General features: G+C 63.5%; 16 protein-coding genes, 1 other RNA gene and 1 riboswitch. Of the genes, 11 read left to right on the top strand and 6 right to left on the bottom strand.

Translation table 11 applies throughout. The annotated features are described in order from the left end of the window. Positions 1-36 precede the first annotated feature (36 nt). A riboswitch (cobalamin riboswitch) is annotated at positions 37-332 on the bottom strand. A gap of 249 nt (positions 333-581) precedes the next feature. From HWX53_RS04855 to HWX53_RS04835, 5 genes are all read left to right on the top strand, one after another. Beyond that, positions 582-971: an ATPase gene (locus HWX53_RS04855; RefSeq protein WP_175939687.1), complete on the top strand. Its 390-nt coding sequence runs from the start codon at positions 582-584 to the stop codon at positions 969-971. Then, complete coding sequence (locus tag HWX53_RS04850; RefSeq protein ID WP_175939686.1) at positions 968-1,282, top strand: cell division protein ZapA; 315 nt, start codon at positions 968-970, stop codon at positions 1,280-1,282. Before HWX53_RS04855 ends, HWX53_RS04850 begins: the two co-directional genes overlap by 4 nt. Positions 1,283-1,400: 118 nt before the next feature. Continuing rightward, a non-coding RNA gene (gene ssrS, locus HWX53_RS04845) (6S RNA) lies at positions 1,401-1,583 on the top strand. Between the two features lie 92 nt (positions 1,584-1,675). Further along, a complete protein-coding gene (locus tag HWX53_RS04840) occupies positions 1,676-2,134 on the top strand; it encodes an EVE domain-containing protein (RefSeq protein ID WP_175939685.1) in 459 nt (152 codons plus the stop codon). 79 nt (positions 2,135-2,213) lie between these two features. After that, positions 2,214-2,939 carry an SIMPL domain-containing protein gene (locus tag HWX53_RS04835; RefSeq protein WP_175940605.1) on the top strand — a complete coding sequence of 242 codons (726 nt, stop codon included), beginning with the start codon at positions 2,214-2,216 and terminating at the stop codon, positions 2,937-2,939. A 54-nt stretch (positions 2,940-2,993) separates the two neighbouring features. On the opposite strand, the gene lgt is transcribed toward HWX53_RS04835, so the two are convergent. Together lgt and HWX53_RS04825 are read right to left on the bottom strand one after the other, a co-directional pair. After that, entirely contained in the window at positions 2,994-3,890 is an 897-nt protein-coding gene (gene lgt, locus HWX53_RS04830) for a prolipoprotein diacylglyceryl transferase (protein WP_175939684.1), read from the bottom strand. A gap of 36 nt (positions 3,891-3,926) precedes the next feature. After that, the gene (locus tag HWX53_RS04825) at positions 3,927-4,883 is read right to left on the bottom strand and encodes a LysR family transcriptional regulator (RefSeq protein ID WP_175939683.1); all 957 of its coding nucleotides are present in this window, start codon (positions 4,881-4,883) and stop codon (positions 3,927-3,929) included. Positions 4,884-4,989: 106 nt separating this feature from the next. Here HWX53_RS04825 and ilvD point away from each other — a divergent pair, with 106 nt between their 5' ends. Further along, positions 4,990-6,663 (top strand): dihydroxy-acid dehydratase, encoded by a 1,674-nt coding sequence (gene ilvD, locus HWX53_RS04820; protein ID WP_175939682.1) that lies wholly within the window; start codon positions 4,990-4,992, stop codon positions 6,661-6,663. Between the two features lie 79 nt (positions 6,664-6,742). Here the strand turns inward: ilvD and HWX53_RS04815 are convergent, their stop codons facing one another. The 3 genes from HWX53_RS04815 to HWX53_RS04805 all read right to left on the bottom strand — a co-directional run bounded on the left by HWX53_RS04815 (position 6,743) and on the right by HWX53_RS04805 (position 9,130). Next, the gene (locus HWX53_RS04815; RefSeq protein WP_175939681.1) at positions 6,743-7,093 is read right to left on the bottom strand and encodes a DUF2486 family protein; all 351 of its coding nucleotides are present in this window, start codon (positions 7,091-7,093) and stop codon (positions 6,743-6,745) included. Between the two features lie 71 nt (positions 7,094-7,164). Beyond that, complete coding sequence (locus tag HWX53_RS04810) at positions 7,165-7,581, bottom strand: DNA polymerase III subunit chi (RefSeq protein WP_175939680.1); 417 nt, start codon at positions 7,579-7,581, stop codon at positions 7,165-7,167. A 7-nt stretch (positions 7,582-7,588) separates the two neighbouring features. Continuing rightward, complete coding sequence (locus tag HWX53_RS04805) at positions 7,589-9,130, bottom strand: leucyl aminopeptidase (RefSeq protein ID WP_175939679.1); 1,542 nt, start codon at positions 9,128-9,130, stop codon at positions 7,589-7,591. Positions 9,131-9,290: 160 nt separating this feature from the next. Between HWX53_RS04805 and lptF the strand changes: the two genes are divergently transcribed. The 5 genes from lptF to HWX53_RS04780 all read left to right on the top strand — a co-directional run bounded on the left by lptF (position 9,291) and on the right by HWX53_RS04780 (position 12,920). Further along, the gene (gene lptF / locus HWX53_RS04800; protein WP_175939678.1) at positions 9,291-10,388 is read left to right on the top strand and encodes an LPS export ABC transporter permease LptF; all 1,098 of its coding nucleotides are present in this window, start codon (positions 9,291-9,293) and stop codon (positions 10,386-10,388) included. A gap of 4 nt (positions 10,389-10,392) precedes the next feature. Further along, complete coding sequence (lptG, locus tag HWX53_RS04795) at positions 10,393-11,541, top strand: LPS export ABC transporter permease LptG (protein WP_175939677.1); 1,149 nt, start codon at positions 10,393-10,395, stop codon at positions 11,539-11,541. A 25-nt stretch (positions 11,542-11,566) separates the two neighbouring features. Then, positions 11,567-11,932, top strand: a complete 366-nt coding sequence (locus HWX53_RS04790; protein ID WP_175939676.1) for a CbiX/SirB N-terminal domain-containing protein — start codon at positions 11,567-11,569, stop codon at positions 11,930-11,932. A gap of 158 nt (positions 11,933-12,090) precedes the next feature. Then, positions 12,091-12,525: a hypothetical protein gene (locus tag HWX53_RS04785; RefSeq protein ID WP_175939675.1), complete on the top strand. Its 435-nt coding sequence runs from the start codon at positions 12,091-12,093 to the stop codon at positions 12,523-12,525. Further along, positions 12,522-12,920 carry a hypothetical protein gene (locus tag HWX53_RS04780; RefSeq protein ID WP_175939674.1) on the top strand — a complete coding sequence of 133 codons (399 nt, stop codon included), beginning with the start codon at positions 12,522-12,524 and terminating at the stop codon, positions 12,918-12,920. Before HWX53_RS04785 ends, HWX53_RS04780 begins: the two co-directional genes overlap by 4 nt. Positions 12,921-12,932: 12 nt before the next feature. Here HWX53_RS04780 and cobA read toward each other — a convergent pair whose 3' ends face one another. Continuing rightward, positions 12,933-13,691 (bottom strand): uroporphyrinogen-III C-methyltransferase, encoded by a 759-nt coding sequence (cobA, locus tag HWX53_RS04775; RefSeq protein WP_175940604.1) that lies wholly within the window; start codon positions 13,689-13,691, stop codon positions 12,933-12,935. Between the last annotated feature and the right edge of the window lie 24 nt (positions 13,692-13,715).

Below are 13,715 nucleotides of genomic sequence, written 5' to 3'. Positions count from 1 at the left end.
GGTCTGTGCGCGACGCGCGCGCCGTCTTGCAAAGCATCGGCGCGCTGGACGATTGGCCGGTATCCGGGCTGGCGACGCATCGTCCCGCCTTCCCGCGCTTCGAAGCGCAGTGGCGCCGACACGTTTCTTGCAGTCGCGTGTCCGATGGCAAACGACCACGGAGCAACACGTAGAAACGCGCGAGGGACGACTTGCAACTTGCGTTGCGGTCGCTTACCGTTGCGGGGGCAGCACAGGTTGGCGAGCCGCGCGAGGCGAGACAGCGCTTCCTGTTTCCCGTTTGACTGCGCCGCAAGAAAGGCGGCGCGAGCACCAAAAGTGCGGCAAGTGTAGGAGCGCGCATTAGGGCCGTCAAGAAGGCGCGCGCCCGTCATCGCGAGGCTTGAGCGACGAGCGAGCGACGAGCAAGCGACAAGCGAGCGACGTCAGCCGCGCATCCGAGTGCGTCACGCGCGGCCATTCCGCACATGAATACGCGGCGATGCGCGCAAGATCGCGTGTTGTTACGTCTCGAAACGAGACAATTATCGGAAGCACCGTTGAACCGCGCTAAAATGCCAGGTCTTTAGAGGACGCAGCACATGCTCAACGAACTCGAATCACTGTCAGGAAACATCGGCCGGCTGATCAAGATCAGCGAGCGCCACAATCAGGCGCGTCTCGCGCTCGAAGCACAAATCGAACAGCTGCGCGCCGATTACGCCGGCGTTCAGGCCGAACTCGCGCAGGTTCGCCACGAGCGCGACACGCTGCAAGGCGAACGCGATTCGCTGTCCGCGAAGATCGACGACGCGCAAGTGCGCCTCAACGCGATCCTCGAAAAGCTGCCGCGCGGCAAAGCGCATCATGCCGAAAGCGACAATCAGCTCGATCTTCTGAACGCCGAATCCAGCGCGTCGCGCGAAGCGCAGCACGAACATGCGCACGCGGAAGAAGTGCACGGCGAGCATCATCAAGGAGAGAAGGCATGACGACCACGCAGATCGAAGTATCCATTCTCGGCCAGCAGTATCGCCTCGCGTGCTCGCCGGAAACCGAAGCCGCGCTGCGCGAAGCGGTGGCCCGCGTGGATGCCGAAATGAACAAGGTCCGCAACGCAAGCAGCGTGCGCGGCACGGACCGCATCGCGGTGATGGCCGCGCTCTCGCTGGCGTCCGAATTGCTCAAGCTGCAGGAAAGCGTGCGTCACGGCGAAGCATTTCCGGCCGAGGAAATCCGCCGCACCATGCATTCGATGAACGAGCAGCTCGGCGCTGTCATTGCACAATACGAAGCGCACTGAGCGAAGCGCACTGACGGTCATGCGCTGATCTAATCAGCGTTGCGGTATCCATCAAAAAAAGATACCGCGAGAAACGTAGGCAAGGGCTGCAAGGACCAAACGTTTGGTGTACAGTGAGGTCTCCCTGCCTGGTACGCCAAGGTCATATATTCCTTGAACCAATGCTACATTGGCACGGTTGCGGAACGTTGCAGCACGGGCGCGCGCGTCACTCTGTCTGATGTACCCGAAGTGTTGCTTACCGCGACCAATCTTGAACCCAGGTTCAGGATGCCGGCCTAGCGGCTGAGGCGGGGACCTTATTTCTGGAAGCACGAACGGCATCGGTTCTTACCGGTGCCGTTTTTGTTTGCATCGCCCAAAACCGCACGCACACTCCTTCACGCCGAACTCATGCGCTACTGGCTGATGAAGTCCGAACCGGACGAAGCGAGCATCGATCATCTCGCGCACGCGCCCAAGAAGACGCTGCCGTGGACCGGCGTGCGCAACTATCAGGCGCGCAACTTCATGCGCGACCAGATGCAGATCGGCGACGGCGTGCTCTTCTACCATTCGAGCTGCCCCGAGCCCGGTATCGCGGGGATCGCGAAGGTCTGCTCGACGGCGTATCCCGACCCCACGCAGTTTGATCCCAAGAGCGCCTACTACGATCCCAAATCCAAGCAGGACACGCCACGCTGGATGCTCGTCGATGTGCGCTTCGTGAAGAAGACACGGCTCATTCCGCTCGCCGAACTGCGCGAGCATGCGGAACTCGCCGGCATGCAAGTGCTCGCGCGCGGCAACCGCCTGTCGATCACGCCGGTCACCGAGGACGAATGGCGCTTTATTACCGAACGCCTCGTCTAGAGCAGGAACTAAGGACTGGAGGCGGACGCCTAAGTGCGGTCGCGAATCACGCGACGCCTTGCGTTGGAGTCCTTCGATGATGAACAAGAAAATCGCCGCCGCCCTCGCCCTCGCGATGTCGAGCGCCACTCTCGCCTATTCCGCCTCCGTCGCCGCGCAGACGGTCATCGCCAATCCGCAGCCCGCGGGCGTGCTTTCGCTTTCGGCACAGGCCAGCGCGCAAGTGCCGCAGGATGTCGTCACCATCACGCTCTTCTACGAGCAGGAAGCCGCCGATCCTTCATCGCTCACCGCGACGCTCAATCAGCGCGCCGAAGCTGCGTTGCGCGAAGCGAAGGGTGTCGATGGCGTCACCGCGAAAAGTGGCTCGTTCACCGTGTATCCGTCGACCGACCGCGACGGCAAGATTTCCGCATGGCGCGGGCGCACGGAGATCGTGCTCGAATCGCACGACTTCGCGGCCGCCTCGAAGCTCGCGGGCAAGATGAGTTCGTCGATGCAGGTCGGCAACGTCACGTTCTCGCTGTCGCCGGAAGCGCAGCGCGCCGCGGAGCAGAAGCTCTCGACGCAGGCCATCGATTCGTTCCGCAAGCAGGCGCAAGCCGCCTCGCAGGCGTTCGGCTACAGCAGCTATTCGATTCGCGAGGTGAACGTCGGGCATAGCGGCGTGGCGCCGCGCCCGGTGATGATGATGCAGTCGCGCGCCATGGGCGCCGATGCCAAGATGGCCGCGCCGATGGCGCTCGAAGCCGGCACGACGACCGTGACCGTCGACGTGTCCGGCTCGGTGCAGATGGGCCGCTGACCGAGCGAGGCCAAGCGAACCCAAGCGGGACCGCAAGCGCGGCCCCGCGCGAAATTACGCCGCGTTCGCCGCCACGCGACGATGCCGCTTGTACGCCCACACCATCATGATGACGCCGGCGACGATCATCGGCAGCGAAAGCCACTGGCCCATCGAGAGGCCGAGCGCGAGCAGGCCGAGATAGTCGTCCGGTTCGCGGGCGAATTCGACCGTGAAACGCGCGAGTCCATAGCCAATCAAAAAGAGCGCGGAGATGGCGCCGACCGGGCGCGGCTTGCGCGAGAACGTCCAGATCACGATGAATAGCACGATGCCTTCCAGCGCAATCTCATACAACTGCGACGGATGGCGCGGCAGCATGTGATAACGCTGGAAGATGTCCATCAGATGCCACTTCGCGTCGAGTTGCGGGTTCTTCGCGAGCCAGATGGCGTCGTCGTTCGTCGAGTTCTGGAACAGCATCGCCCAGGGCGCGGCCGGGTCGGTCACGCGGCCCCACAGCTCGCCGTTGATGAAGTTGCCGAGACGCCCCGCCGCGAGGCCGAGCGGCACCATCGGCGCGACGAAATCGGTCACTTGCAGCCACGTGCGTTTGCGCTGGTACGCGAACAGCACCATCGCGAAGGTCACGCCGAGAAAGCCGCCGTGAAACGACATGCCGCCTTCCCACACCTTGAAGATATCGAGCGGATGCGCCGCGTAATAGCTCGCCTTGTAGAACAGCACATAGCCGATGCGCCCGCCGAGAATCGTGCCGAGCACGCCGTAGAACAGCATGTCGTCGATGTCCTTCGCGCTCCAGCCTTGCGCGGCGACATACGGCAGCCGCAGCCGCAGTCGTCCGATGACGATGGCGGAAATGAACGCGACCAGATACATGAGGCCGTACCAGCGCACGGCGAGCGGTCCGAGGTGAATCGCGACGGGATCGAAATTGGGGTGAATGAGCATCGTAGAGTTCTTGAGCCAAGCGAAGTCAGGCACGAATCATAAAGCAGAGACGGCGGCGGCCCGCGCGCGCACGATCTCGATGAAGCCGGCGAGCACCGGACTCACCTCGGCCGCGCGCCACACGAGTCCGGTTTCGACGACCGGCGCATCCGCCACCGGCCGCAGCGGTCGATACACCACGCCCGTGCGCCGCAAATGCCGCAGCGACTGCGGCACGAGCGCGACGCCCATGCCGGCGGACACGAGGCTCACGATGGTCTGCATCTGGATCGCCTCCTGCCCGATGCGCGGCGTGAGTCCCGCCGCGCCGTAGCAGCCCATAATGATGTCATACAAACCCGGCGCGAGACGCCTCGGAAACACGACAAGCGGCGCGGCGGCGAGATCGCGCAGATCAACGGGCGTGTCGGCCCATTCGGCCGTGCCCTGCTGCAATTGCTCGGCGGCGTCCGAGGACATCGCGACGACGAGCGGCTCGCGGGCAATCGCAAGATACGACAGCGACATCGCGTGCCGCGGCGGCAGCGGCGGAATGACGAGCCCCGCGTCCACGCGACCGGCGACAAGTTCTTCGATCTGCACGTCGCTCGTCGCTTCGGTCAGTTGCAGGCGCACGCCGGGATAGCGCGCGCCGAAGTCGCGCAGCAGCGCGGGCAACAGGCCGTAGTCCGCGGTGGACACGAACGCGAGCGACAGCACGCCCGCCTCGCCGCGCGAAAGCGACTGCGCGAGCGGACGCAGCGCATCGGCGGCGGCGAGAATGCGCCGCACCTCCGGCAGCAGATCCTTGCCGACCGGCGTCAGTTCGACCGTGCGCTTCGTGCGCGCGAAGAGCGCGACGCCGAGCGCGTCTTCGAGCGCGCGAATGGCCTGCGAAAGCGGCGGCTGCGTCATCGCGAGACGCGCGGCGGCGCGGCCGAAATGCATTTCTTCGGCGACCGTCACAAAGTAGCGCAGCAAACGCAGTTCGATCGGCGCGTTTCGCTCGTCCATCAATATCTTCTCCGACCTAATAGACCCTGAATAATATATTGGACAGATACAAGCCGACGCTGCATTCTTGCGCCACTAGACAAAAGAATCTTCAAGGAGCCCCAACATGGCCTTCAATCGCCGCTCGAAAAACGTGACGCAGGGCGTCGCGCGTTCGCCCAATCGTTCGATGTACTACGCCCTCGGCTACAAGGAAGAGGATTTCGACAATCCGATGATCGGCGTCGCCAACGGCCACTCGACGATCACGCCGTGCAACGCCGGCCTGCAGCGCCTCGCCGATGCCGCCATCGCGGCGATCAAACAGTCGAACGCGAATCCGCAAGTGTTCGGCACGCCGACGATCTCCGACGGCATGTCGATGGGCACCGAAGGCATGAAGTACTCGCTGGTGTCGCGCGAGGTAATCGCGGACTGTATCGAGACGGCCGTGCAGGGCCAGTGGATGGACGGCGTCGTGGTGATCGGCGGCTGCGACAAGAACATGCCGGGCGGCATGATCGGCCTCGCGCGCATGAACGTGCCGGGCATCTACGTGTACGGCGGCACCATTCGTCCGGGCAACTGGAAGGGCAAGGACCTGACTATCGTGTCGTCGTTCGAGGCGGTCGGCGAGTTCACCGCAGGCCGCATGTCGGAAGAGGACTTCAAGGGCGTCGAGAAGAACGCGTGCCCGTCCACCGGCTCCTGCGGCGGCATGTACACGGCCAACACCATGAGCTCGTCGTTCGAGGCGCTCGGCATGTCGCTCCTGTATTCGTCGACGATGGCGAATCCCGACGACGAGAAAGTGGACTCCGCCGCCGAATCGGCGCGCGTGCTCGTCGAAGCCGTGAAGAAGGACCTCAAGCCGCGCGACATCATCACGAAGAAGTCGATCGAGAACGCGGTCGCGCTGATCATGGCGACGGGCGGCTCGACCAACGCCGTGCTGCACTACCTCGCCATCGCGCACGCGGCGGAAGTGGAATGGAGCATCGACGACTTCGAGCGCATGCGCAAGAAAGTGCCGGTCATCTGCGATCTGAAGCCTTCGGGCCAGTATGTCGCGACGGACCTGCACAAGGCCGGCGGCATCCCGCAAGTGATGAAGATCCTGCTCGACGCGGGTCTGATGCACGGTGACTGCATCACGATCACGGGCCGCACGCTCGCGGAAGAACTGAAGGACGTGCCGAGCAAGCCGCGCGCGGATCAGAAGGTGATTTTCCCGATCGAGCAGGCGCTCTACAAGGAAGGCCACCTCGCCATTTTGCGCGGCAATCTCGCGGAAGACGGCGCGGTCGCGAAGATCACGGGCCTCAAGAACCCGGTGATCACCGGCCCGGCGCGCGTGTTCGACGACGAGCAAACCGCAATGGAAGCGATTCTCGCCGACAAGATCAAGGCCGGCGATGTCGTCGTGCTGCGCTATCTCGGCCCGCAGGGCGGCCCCGGCATGCCGGAGATGCTCGCGCCGACATCGGCGATCATCGGCAAGGGGCTGGGCGAATCAGTCGGGCTCATTACCGACGGGCGTTTTTCCGGCGGCACGTGGGGCATGGTGGTCGGCCACGTCGCGCCGGAAGCGTACGCGGGCGGCACGATCGGGCTCGTGCAGGAAGGCGACTCCATCACCATCGACGCGCACAAGCTGCTGCTTCAACTGAACGTGGACGACGCGGAAATCGCGCGCCGCCGCGCCGCCTGGAAGAAGCCCGCGCCGAAGTACACGCGCGGCGTGCTGGCGAAATTCGCGGCGCTCGCGCTGCCGGCGAATCGCGGAGCGGTGACAGGCTGAAGCTGATCGACAGTCTTCGCTAATCAAAGCAAAAGGGGCGCTCGATGCGCCCCTTTCGTCGTTCCCGGCAACGCGAGACTCAGCCGCCCCGCTGCCGCTGCAACTCTTCCTCCACCGCCACGGCCACCCACTCGCGCATCTTGCTTTCGAGCGCCAGCGACACTTCGCGCGTGATCTCCTGCACCATCTTCGCCGAATGCTCGCGCAGCACGTCCTGGCAACGCGCCTCGATGATCGCGCGGGCATCGCCGCTCAGGAACTGCGTGACACGGCCTTGCAGCCGCTCGCCGACGCGTTGCGCTTCGTAGGCCGCAGCGGCGTCGTTGACGCCCGCGGCGCGCGCGAATTCCGGCTTGCCGGGCACGACGACATCGGTGAGAACGGGAATGGACGAATCGAACGATTCGGGCGTGTGCGTGTTGTCGGTCATGATGTCGGATGGTTTCTCAGTGGTCTCCACGCGCCGATGCTAACGCGGCGCGTGGCTTGCGCACTGTTCGCTCAACCGCCTTGCTTGTGCGTTTCGATGGCGTAGCCGCGATCGCGATAGAAGCGAAAGCGCTCCCGCCCCGCCGCGAGTTCGTCGGCGTCGTCGCCGATGATTTCCACCAGACGCTCGAAGCGCGCGAACTGCGCGGACACCGGCGCGCCCAGATTCACGAGCACCTGATGATGCGGCACGTCGTCGAGATCGGCGGCGAGCACGACCGGCGTTTCCTGCGCGAGCGCGCTCTTCGCCATGCAGTGCGGCACGAACTCGAGCGGCGCGAAGGTCCACAACTGTTCGTCGAACGCGGCGAGGCGCGCCGGGTCCGCGAGCACGACGAGCGAGCGCCCGCTCGCATACGCCTTGCGCGCGAGGCGGCAGGCATAGGCGAGCGGATCGCCGACGTTCGTGTGAAAGTCAATGCGCGTCATGGCGCGATCACTGCCCCGCGCGGTCGATCAGGAACTGCGAGAGGAGCGGCACCGGACGGCCCGTCGCGCCCTTCGCCGCCCCGCTCTTCCAGGCGGTCCCGGCGATATCCAGATGCGCCCACGGATAGTTCTGCGCGAAGCGCGACAGGAAGCACGCCGCCGTCACGCTGCCCGCCGGACGCCCGCCGATGTTCGCGACATCCGCGAAATTCGACTTCAACTGATCCTGATACTCCTCGTCGAGCGGCAGACGCCACGCCGGATCGACCGCCTCGCGCGATGCGTCGAGCAACTCGCCCGCGAGCGCGTCGTCTTTCGAGAACAGGCCCGTGTTGTGATGGCCGAGCGCGATGATGCACGCGCCCGTCAACGTGGCGATGTCGACGACCGCAGCCGGCTTGAAGCGTTCCGCGTAGGTGAGCGCATCGCACAGAATGAGGCGGCCTTCGGCGTCCGTGTTCAGCACTTCGATGGTCGTGCCGTTCATCGCGGTGACGATGTCGCCCGGTTTCAGCGCGTTGCCCGCGGGCATGTTCTCGCACGTCGGCACGATGCCGATCACGTTCAGCTTCAGGCCCATTTCGGCGACGGCGCGCATAGTGCCGAAGACCGAGCCCGCGCCGCACATGTCGTACTTCATCTCGTCCATTGCCTCGCCGGGCTTGATCGAGATGCCGCCCGAATCGAACGTGATGCCCTTGCCCACGAGCACGATCGGCGCGTTCTTGTTCTTGCCCTTGCCCGATTCGCCCGAAGCCGCGCCCGCGCCCTGATACTGCATGACGATGAACTGCGGCGGCTGCACCGAGCCCTTCGCCACGGACAGGAACGAGCCCATGTTGAGCGCTTCGATCTGCTTGAGGCCGAGCACGTCTACTTTCAGCTTCCAGTCGCGGCCGAGTTGCTTCGCGGTCTGGCCGAGATAGGTCGGCGTGCAGACGTTCGGCGGCAGATTGCCGAGATCGCGCGTCAGGTCCATGCCGTTCGCGATAGCAACGCTCTGCTTGATCGCCGTGCGGCCGGCTTTCTCGTCCGCCGCGTCGATGCTGAAGACGATCTTCTTCAGCGAGCGCGCGCCGTTTTCGGGCTTGCTCTTCATCTGCGTGAACTTGTAGGTAAGTTCACGCAGCGCGAGGATGGCGGCGCGCACCGCCCAGTCGCCGCTGCGCTCCTGGATGGGCAGTTGCGCGAGCGTGAACGTGACTTGCGCGATCTTCGTGCCGAGAATGACGCGCCACGCGGCGCGAACCGCTTCGCCATACGCCTTCTGATTGAAGGCGTCCTGCTTGCCGAGGCCGACGAGCAGCACGCGCGCCGCGCCGATGCCCGTGACTTCCGGCACCAGCAGCGTGGTGCCCGCGCGGCCGTTCATGTCGCCTGCCTTCACGATGCGCGAAATCAAGCCTTTCGTCGCGAGATCCAAGGCGAGGGCCGCGCCCGAGAGCGTCTGCGCTTCGAAGACGCCGAGCACCACGACATCGGCCTTTCCGGTCAGGAAACCATTTGACTCGCCTTTGCTCCAATCACAGGCTTTTATGCTAAAGTCCATCGCGCTTATCCTCGGTAAAATCCAGGCTGAAGGATGAAAGCCGCAATTATCCGCTATTTTTACCGCGGCGGTCACAGGCTCGCGGCGCCGGGGAACGAAGCTGCGTTTCCCGGGTCAGTCAACGCGTAGCCGCATCGCCGCCGGCCTCAAGCAGAAATCAATGATCTTCGAACGCTCCCTGCAGCGCGAACTCGCGTATACGGCCGGCGCCGTATTCATGGTGCTGCTCACGATCATGCTCACGACGATGATGATCCGCATCGTCGGCTTCGCGGCTCAAGGTCAGGTCGACCCGCGCGATGTCGTCGTGCTGATCGGCCTCACCGTCATCGGCTATCTCGCCGTCATGCTGATCGTGACGCTCTTCGTCTCGATTCTTTTCGTGCTCACGCGCTGGTATCGCGATTCGGAGATGGTCGTGTGGCTCGCCTCGGGCGTGAGCCAGACCCAGCTCATCAAGCCGATCGCCGTTTTCTCCACGCCGATCATCATTCTCATCATCTTCTTCGCGTTCATCGGCTGGCCGTGGTCGAATCAGCAGAGCAAGCTCATCAAGGCGCGTTTTCAGCAGCGCGACGAAGTGTCACTGCTCGCGCCCGGCCAGTTCCGCGAATCGCCGTCGAGCCACCGCGTCTTCTTCATCGAGAAGATGTCGCCGGATCAGGGGCATGTGGAAAATGTGTTCGTCACGAGCACCGAAGGCGGGAAGGTCAACGTGATCGTGTCGGAGAACGGCCACACGGAAACGCGCGCGGACGGCGACCGCTTCATCGTGCTGGAAGACGGGCGGCGCTACGACGGCACGCCGGGCCAGCCGAACTTCCGCATCACGGAGTTCGCGCGATATGGCGTGAAGATCATGAGTCATCAGGTGGTCAATACGCCGACCACGACCGGCATCTCCACGCCCGATCTGCTCGCCAATCCGACCAAGGAAAATCTCGCCGAATTCGCCTGGCGCATGGGCCTGCCGCTCATCGCCATCAACCTGATGCTGCTTGCCATTCCGCTGTCTTATCAGAACCCGCGCCGCAGCCGGACCATCAATCTCGTGATGGCCGTGCTGATCTATCTCACGTACTCGAACTTGCTGAACGTCGTGCAGTCGTGGATCGAGCAGGGCAAGCTCTCGTTCGGCGTCGGCATTGTCGGACTGCATGTGCTGGTGCTCGCGCTCGTCGCGTTCATCTTCTGGCTGCGCGTGCGCAACCGGCCGCTCTTCACGCGAGCGAGCTTCACGCGCTCGAAGGGAGCCTGAGCCCATGCGCATCTACGAACGATACTTCGCGCGCCAGATTTATCTCGCCTTCATCTTCATTCTGTTCGCGTTCTCGGGCCTGTTCTTCTTCTTCGACCTGATCAACGAGCTGAACACGGTCGGGCACGGCAACTACAAGTTCACGCTCGCGGTGCTGCGCGTGGCCTTGCAGACGCCTTCGCGCTTCTACGAAATCATTCCGGTCGCCGCGCTCATTTCCGCCATCTACGTGTTCGCGCAGATGGCGGCGGCCTCCGAGTTCACCATCTTTCGCGTGTCCGGGCTTTCGACCGGCGCGGCGCTGCGCTCCCTTTTGAAGATCGGCGTGCCGCTCGTGCTCGTGACGTACATCATCGGCGAAGTGGTCGGGCCGTACGCCGATCAATTGTCCGAGCGCGTGCGGCTGGAGGCGCTGGGCTCGTCGGTGTCGTCCAATTTCGAATCGGGCGTGTGGGTCAAGGACACGCTCTCCGCGAAGGAAAACGGCGAACAGGTGACGCGCTTCGTCAATGTCGGCACGCTGAACCCGGATACGACGATCGCCAACGTGCGCATCTACGAATTCGATTCGAAGTTCCGGCTTTCGAGCGTGCGCATTGCGAAAAGCGGCGTGTATCAGCCGCCGGGCCACTGGAAGCTGACGGGCGTAACGGAGACGCAACTGGTCGATGCGCAACCGCAAAGCGCGAACTCCGCCGATGCGCTCAACCCGGTGTATCGCGCGAAAGAGACGACGCTGCCGCAGTTCTCGTTGCGCTCGGAGCTGACGCCGCAGATTCTTTCGGTGCTGCTGGTGTCGCCGGATCGCATGTCGATGTTCAATCTCTTCCGCTATATCCAGCACTTGACGGAGAATCATCAGGACACGCAGCGGTATCAGATCGCGTTCTGGCGCAAGATTCTGTATCCGTTCGCGGTATTCGTGATGCTGGTGCTGTCGCTGCCGTTCGCGTATCTGCATACGCGCGCGGGCGTGGTGGGCGTGAAGGTGTTCGGCGGCATCATGATCGGCATGAGCTTCCAGTTGTTCAATACGCTGTTCTCGCATATCGGCACGCTGAACACGTGGCCCGCGCCGATCACGGCGGCGGCGCCCGCGCTGGCATACCTGGCAATCGGCTTGCTGGGTCTCAAATGGGTCGAGCGGCACTGACGGCCGCTTAGCGGAGGACAACGCGATGAGCAGACACGGCATCATCCTCTTCGGACACGGCGCGCGCGATCCGCGCTGGGCCGAGCCGTTCGAACGGCTCGCCGCGAAGCTGCGCGCGTTGCGGGGCGATCCGGTGTCGCTTGCGTTTCTCGAATTGATGACGCCGGATTTGCCCGCAGCGGTCGCCGCGCAAGTCGCGGACGGGTGTGATGCGATCACCGTCGTTCCGGTGTTCTTCGGGCAAGGCGGACACGTGCGGCGGGATCTGCCCGAAGTCGTGGCGAAGTGTCGGGAGGCGCATCCGGATGTGGCCATCCACTGCGCAACGGCGGTTGGTGAGGACGATGCGGTGCTCGATGCGGTGGCCCAGTATTGCTTGAAACAGACCTAAGGCCTCGCTAACCGCCGCCCTTAGCGCGACCGAGGAAAGATTCGGACTGCGGCAGTTATTTAGGGATGCAGACGATGCTAGGATTGATTACGTACTAGGCGTCGACGTTATGACTGCGTCGACAAAACAGCCGTTTTCGATCACTGTTCCCTACACGCATGGAACGTTTGCTTTACAACTGCTTTGTCCGAGTGTTCACGTACACGCTGCCCTTCTGGCTCGGCGTTTTTGAACTTACTGTGCACCAGGCAATGAAGGAAAAGAGTCCCGCAGCGTTTCTCGCGCCGGGGCTCATGCTCAGTTCCATTGCAATGCTCATCCCGCTTTGTCTCGTCGGGGCTGCGCCAGGACCGTATGCAACGCCCGTCGACAAGTTCCGATACCGGTGCGACATTGCGCTCATCACCGTTGCGGCGAGTCTTGCGGTGGGAGGGATGCCTCTCTGGCACCGCATGCTGGGCGCCTCGTTGTCCGAGGTTCAAGACATTGGAATACCCTTCTCCCTGTTCGACTGGGGAGCGGCCAAGACCGTCGCGGTCGTGTATTATTTTCTAACGGTCGGCTTGTCCGAAATTAAACGTCTGACGACATGATCGATATTCTGGCATCGCTTCGGCAAGGCTACGGCGTCTTCGTTATCGCTAGCGTCACGCTTTTGACGGTTTGGAGCGTCGCTTATTTCTTTCGAAGACAGGTAGCGCGGTTAGAGGCTTGTCGCCCGGCCACGCAGACGGCATCACTGTCCGAGATCTGGCGGGATGAACAGCATGTGGTGATCGGCGACCTTAGCCAGAAGTTGCAGGAAATGACTCGCCTGCAGAACGACCTGCTCAGCTTGCGGGATGAGTTGGTCGGCGTCGAAGCGCGATTGGAAGCCGAAGCTGTCTCGTTCTCAAGAAGCGGCGCAAAGACGTCCGCGGCGACAACAAAAAGTCGATATGTCGGCGCTCTGCGGCATAAGCGAACCCGCGTCTCCTCAGCCGGCTAGCGTCCCCACAACTTAAGCCGCCGCCTGCATCCCCTTAAGATGCACCTTCGGCTTTCCCGCCGACGCCCTTTCCTTGAACGCCTCGCCGATCATCAACAGACTCGGCTGCGACGGGTCCAGCCACGCCTGCGCCTCGCCGAGGGCCATGCGCGCGAGCGTCAGCGTGAGCGTGCGTTCGCGCGGCGTGCTGCACGCCTCCACGATCGCTACCGGCGTCGAACCCGGCCGCCCCGCGTCGATCAATTGCTGCGCGATATCCGCCGCGCTGTCGCGGCCCATGTAGAAGACGAGCGAATCGGCCTTCGCCTGCTCGCGAATGTCCTCGCTGTCGGCGGCGCGGCTGTGCGTCGCGAGCGCGACACTGCGCGACACGCCGCGTAATGTGAGCGAGCGACGCAGCGTCGCGGCGCTCGCGAGCGCCGCCGTGATTCCCGGCACCACTTCGTACTCGATGCCCGCCGCGTCCAGCGCGCGCATCTCCTCGTCAGCGCGGCCGAAGAGCATCGGATCGCCGCCCTTCAGACGCACGACGACGCCATGCTCGCGTGCCGCATCGACGATCTGCTTGTTGATGAAATGCTGGGCGGTCGACCGCTGTCCGCAGCGCTTGCCGACCGCGATCCGCTTCGCATTCGGCGCGTAGTCGAGCATGGCCGGCTCGATCAGCGCGTCGTGCAGCACGACATCCGCCTGTTCGAGCAAGCGCATGCCGCGCACGGTGATGAGATCCGCCGCGCCCGGTCCCGCTCCGATCAGATAGACCTTACCCATGTGCATTTCGTCCGTCATCAAGCA

The organism is Caballeronia sp. BCC1704 (genome assembly GCF_902833455.1).
GTDB lineage: Bacteria > Pseudomonadota > Gammaproteobacteria > Burkholderiales > Burkholderiaceae > Caballeronia.
This window is presented reverse-complemented; position numbering and strand designations above follow the sequence as displayed.

Bases quoted from the DNA above. Each gene is read 5' to 3' on its own strand.
- lptF (WP_175939678.1), top strand. From the start codon at position 9,291: ATGATCTTCGAACGCTCCCTGCAGCGCGAACTCGCGTATACGGCCGGC.
- HWX53_RS04835 (WP_175940605.1), top strand. From the start codon at position 2,214: ATGAACAAGAAAATCGCCGCCGCCCTCGCCCTCGCGATGTCGAGCGCC.
- HWX53_RS04805 (WP_175939679.1), bottom strand. From the start codon at position 9,130: ATGGACTTTAGCATAAAAGCCTGTGATTGGAGCAAAGGCGAGTCAAAT.
- HWX53_RS04790 (WP_175939676.1), top strand. From the start codon at position 11,567: ATGAGCAGACACGGCATCATCCTCTTCGGACACGGCGCGCGCGATCCG.
- ilvD (WP_175939682.1), top strand. From the start codon at position 4,990: ATGGCCTTCAATCGCCGCTCGAAAAACGTGACGCAGGGCGTCGCGCGT.
- HWX53_RS04825 (WP_175939683.1), bottom strand. From the start codon at position 4,883: ATGGACGAGCGAAACGCGCCGATCGAACTGCGTTTGCTGCGCTACTTT.
- HWX53_RS04855 (WP_175939687.1), top strand. From the start codon at position 582: ATGCTCAACGAACTCGAATCACTGTCAGGAAACATCGGCCGGCTGATC.
- HWX53_RS04810 (WP_175939680.1), bottom strand. From the start codon at position 7,581: ATGACGCGCATTGACTTTCACACGAACGTCGGCGATCCGCTCGCCTAT.
- HWX53_RS04815 (WP_175939681.1), bottom strand. From the start codon at position 7,093: ATGACCGACAACACGCACACGCCCGAATCGTTCGATTCGTCCATTCCC.
- HWX53_RS04780 (WP_175939674.1), top strand. From the start codon at position 12,522: ATGATCGATATTCTGGCATCGCTTCGGCAAGGCTACGGCGTCTTCGTT.
- cobA (WP_175940604.1), bottom strand. From the start codon at position 13,691: ATGGGTAAGGTCTATCTGATCGGAGCGGGACCGGGCGCGGCGGATCTC.
- HWX53_RS04850 (WP_175939686.1), top strand. From the start codon at position 968: ATGACGACCACGCAGATCGAAGTATCCATTCTCGGCCAGCAGTATCGC.
- lptG (WP_175939677.1), top strand. From the start codon at position 10,393: ATGCGCATCTACGAACGATACTTCGCGCGCCAGATTTATCTCGCCTTC.
- lgt (WP_175939684.1), bottom strand. From the start codon at position 3,890: ATGCTCATTCACCCCAATTTCGATCCCGTCGCGATTCACCTCGGACCG.
- HWX53_RS04840 (WP_175939685.1), top strand. From the start codon at position 1,676: ATGCGCTACTGGCTGATGAAGTCCGAACCGGACGAAGCGAGCATCGAT.
- HWX53_RS04785 (WP_175939675.1), top strand. From the start codon at position 12,091: ATGGAACGTTTGCTTTACAACTGCTTTGTCCGAGTGTTCACGTACACG.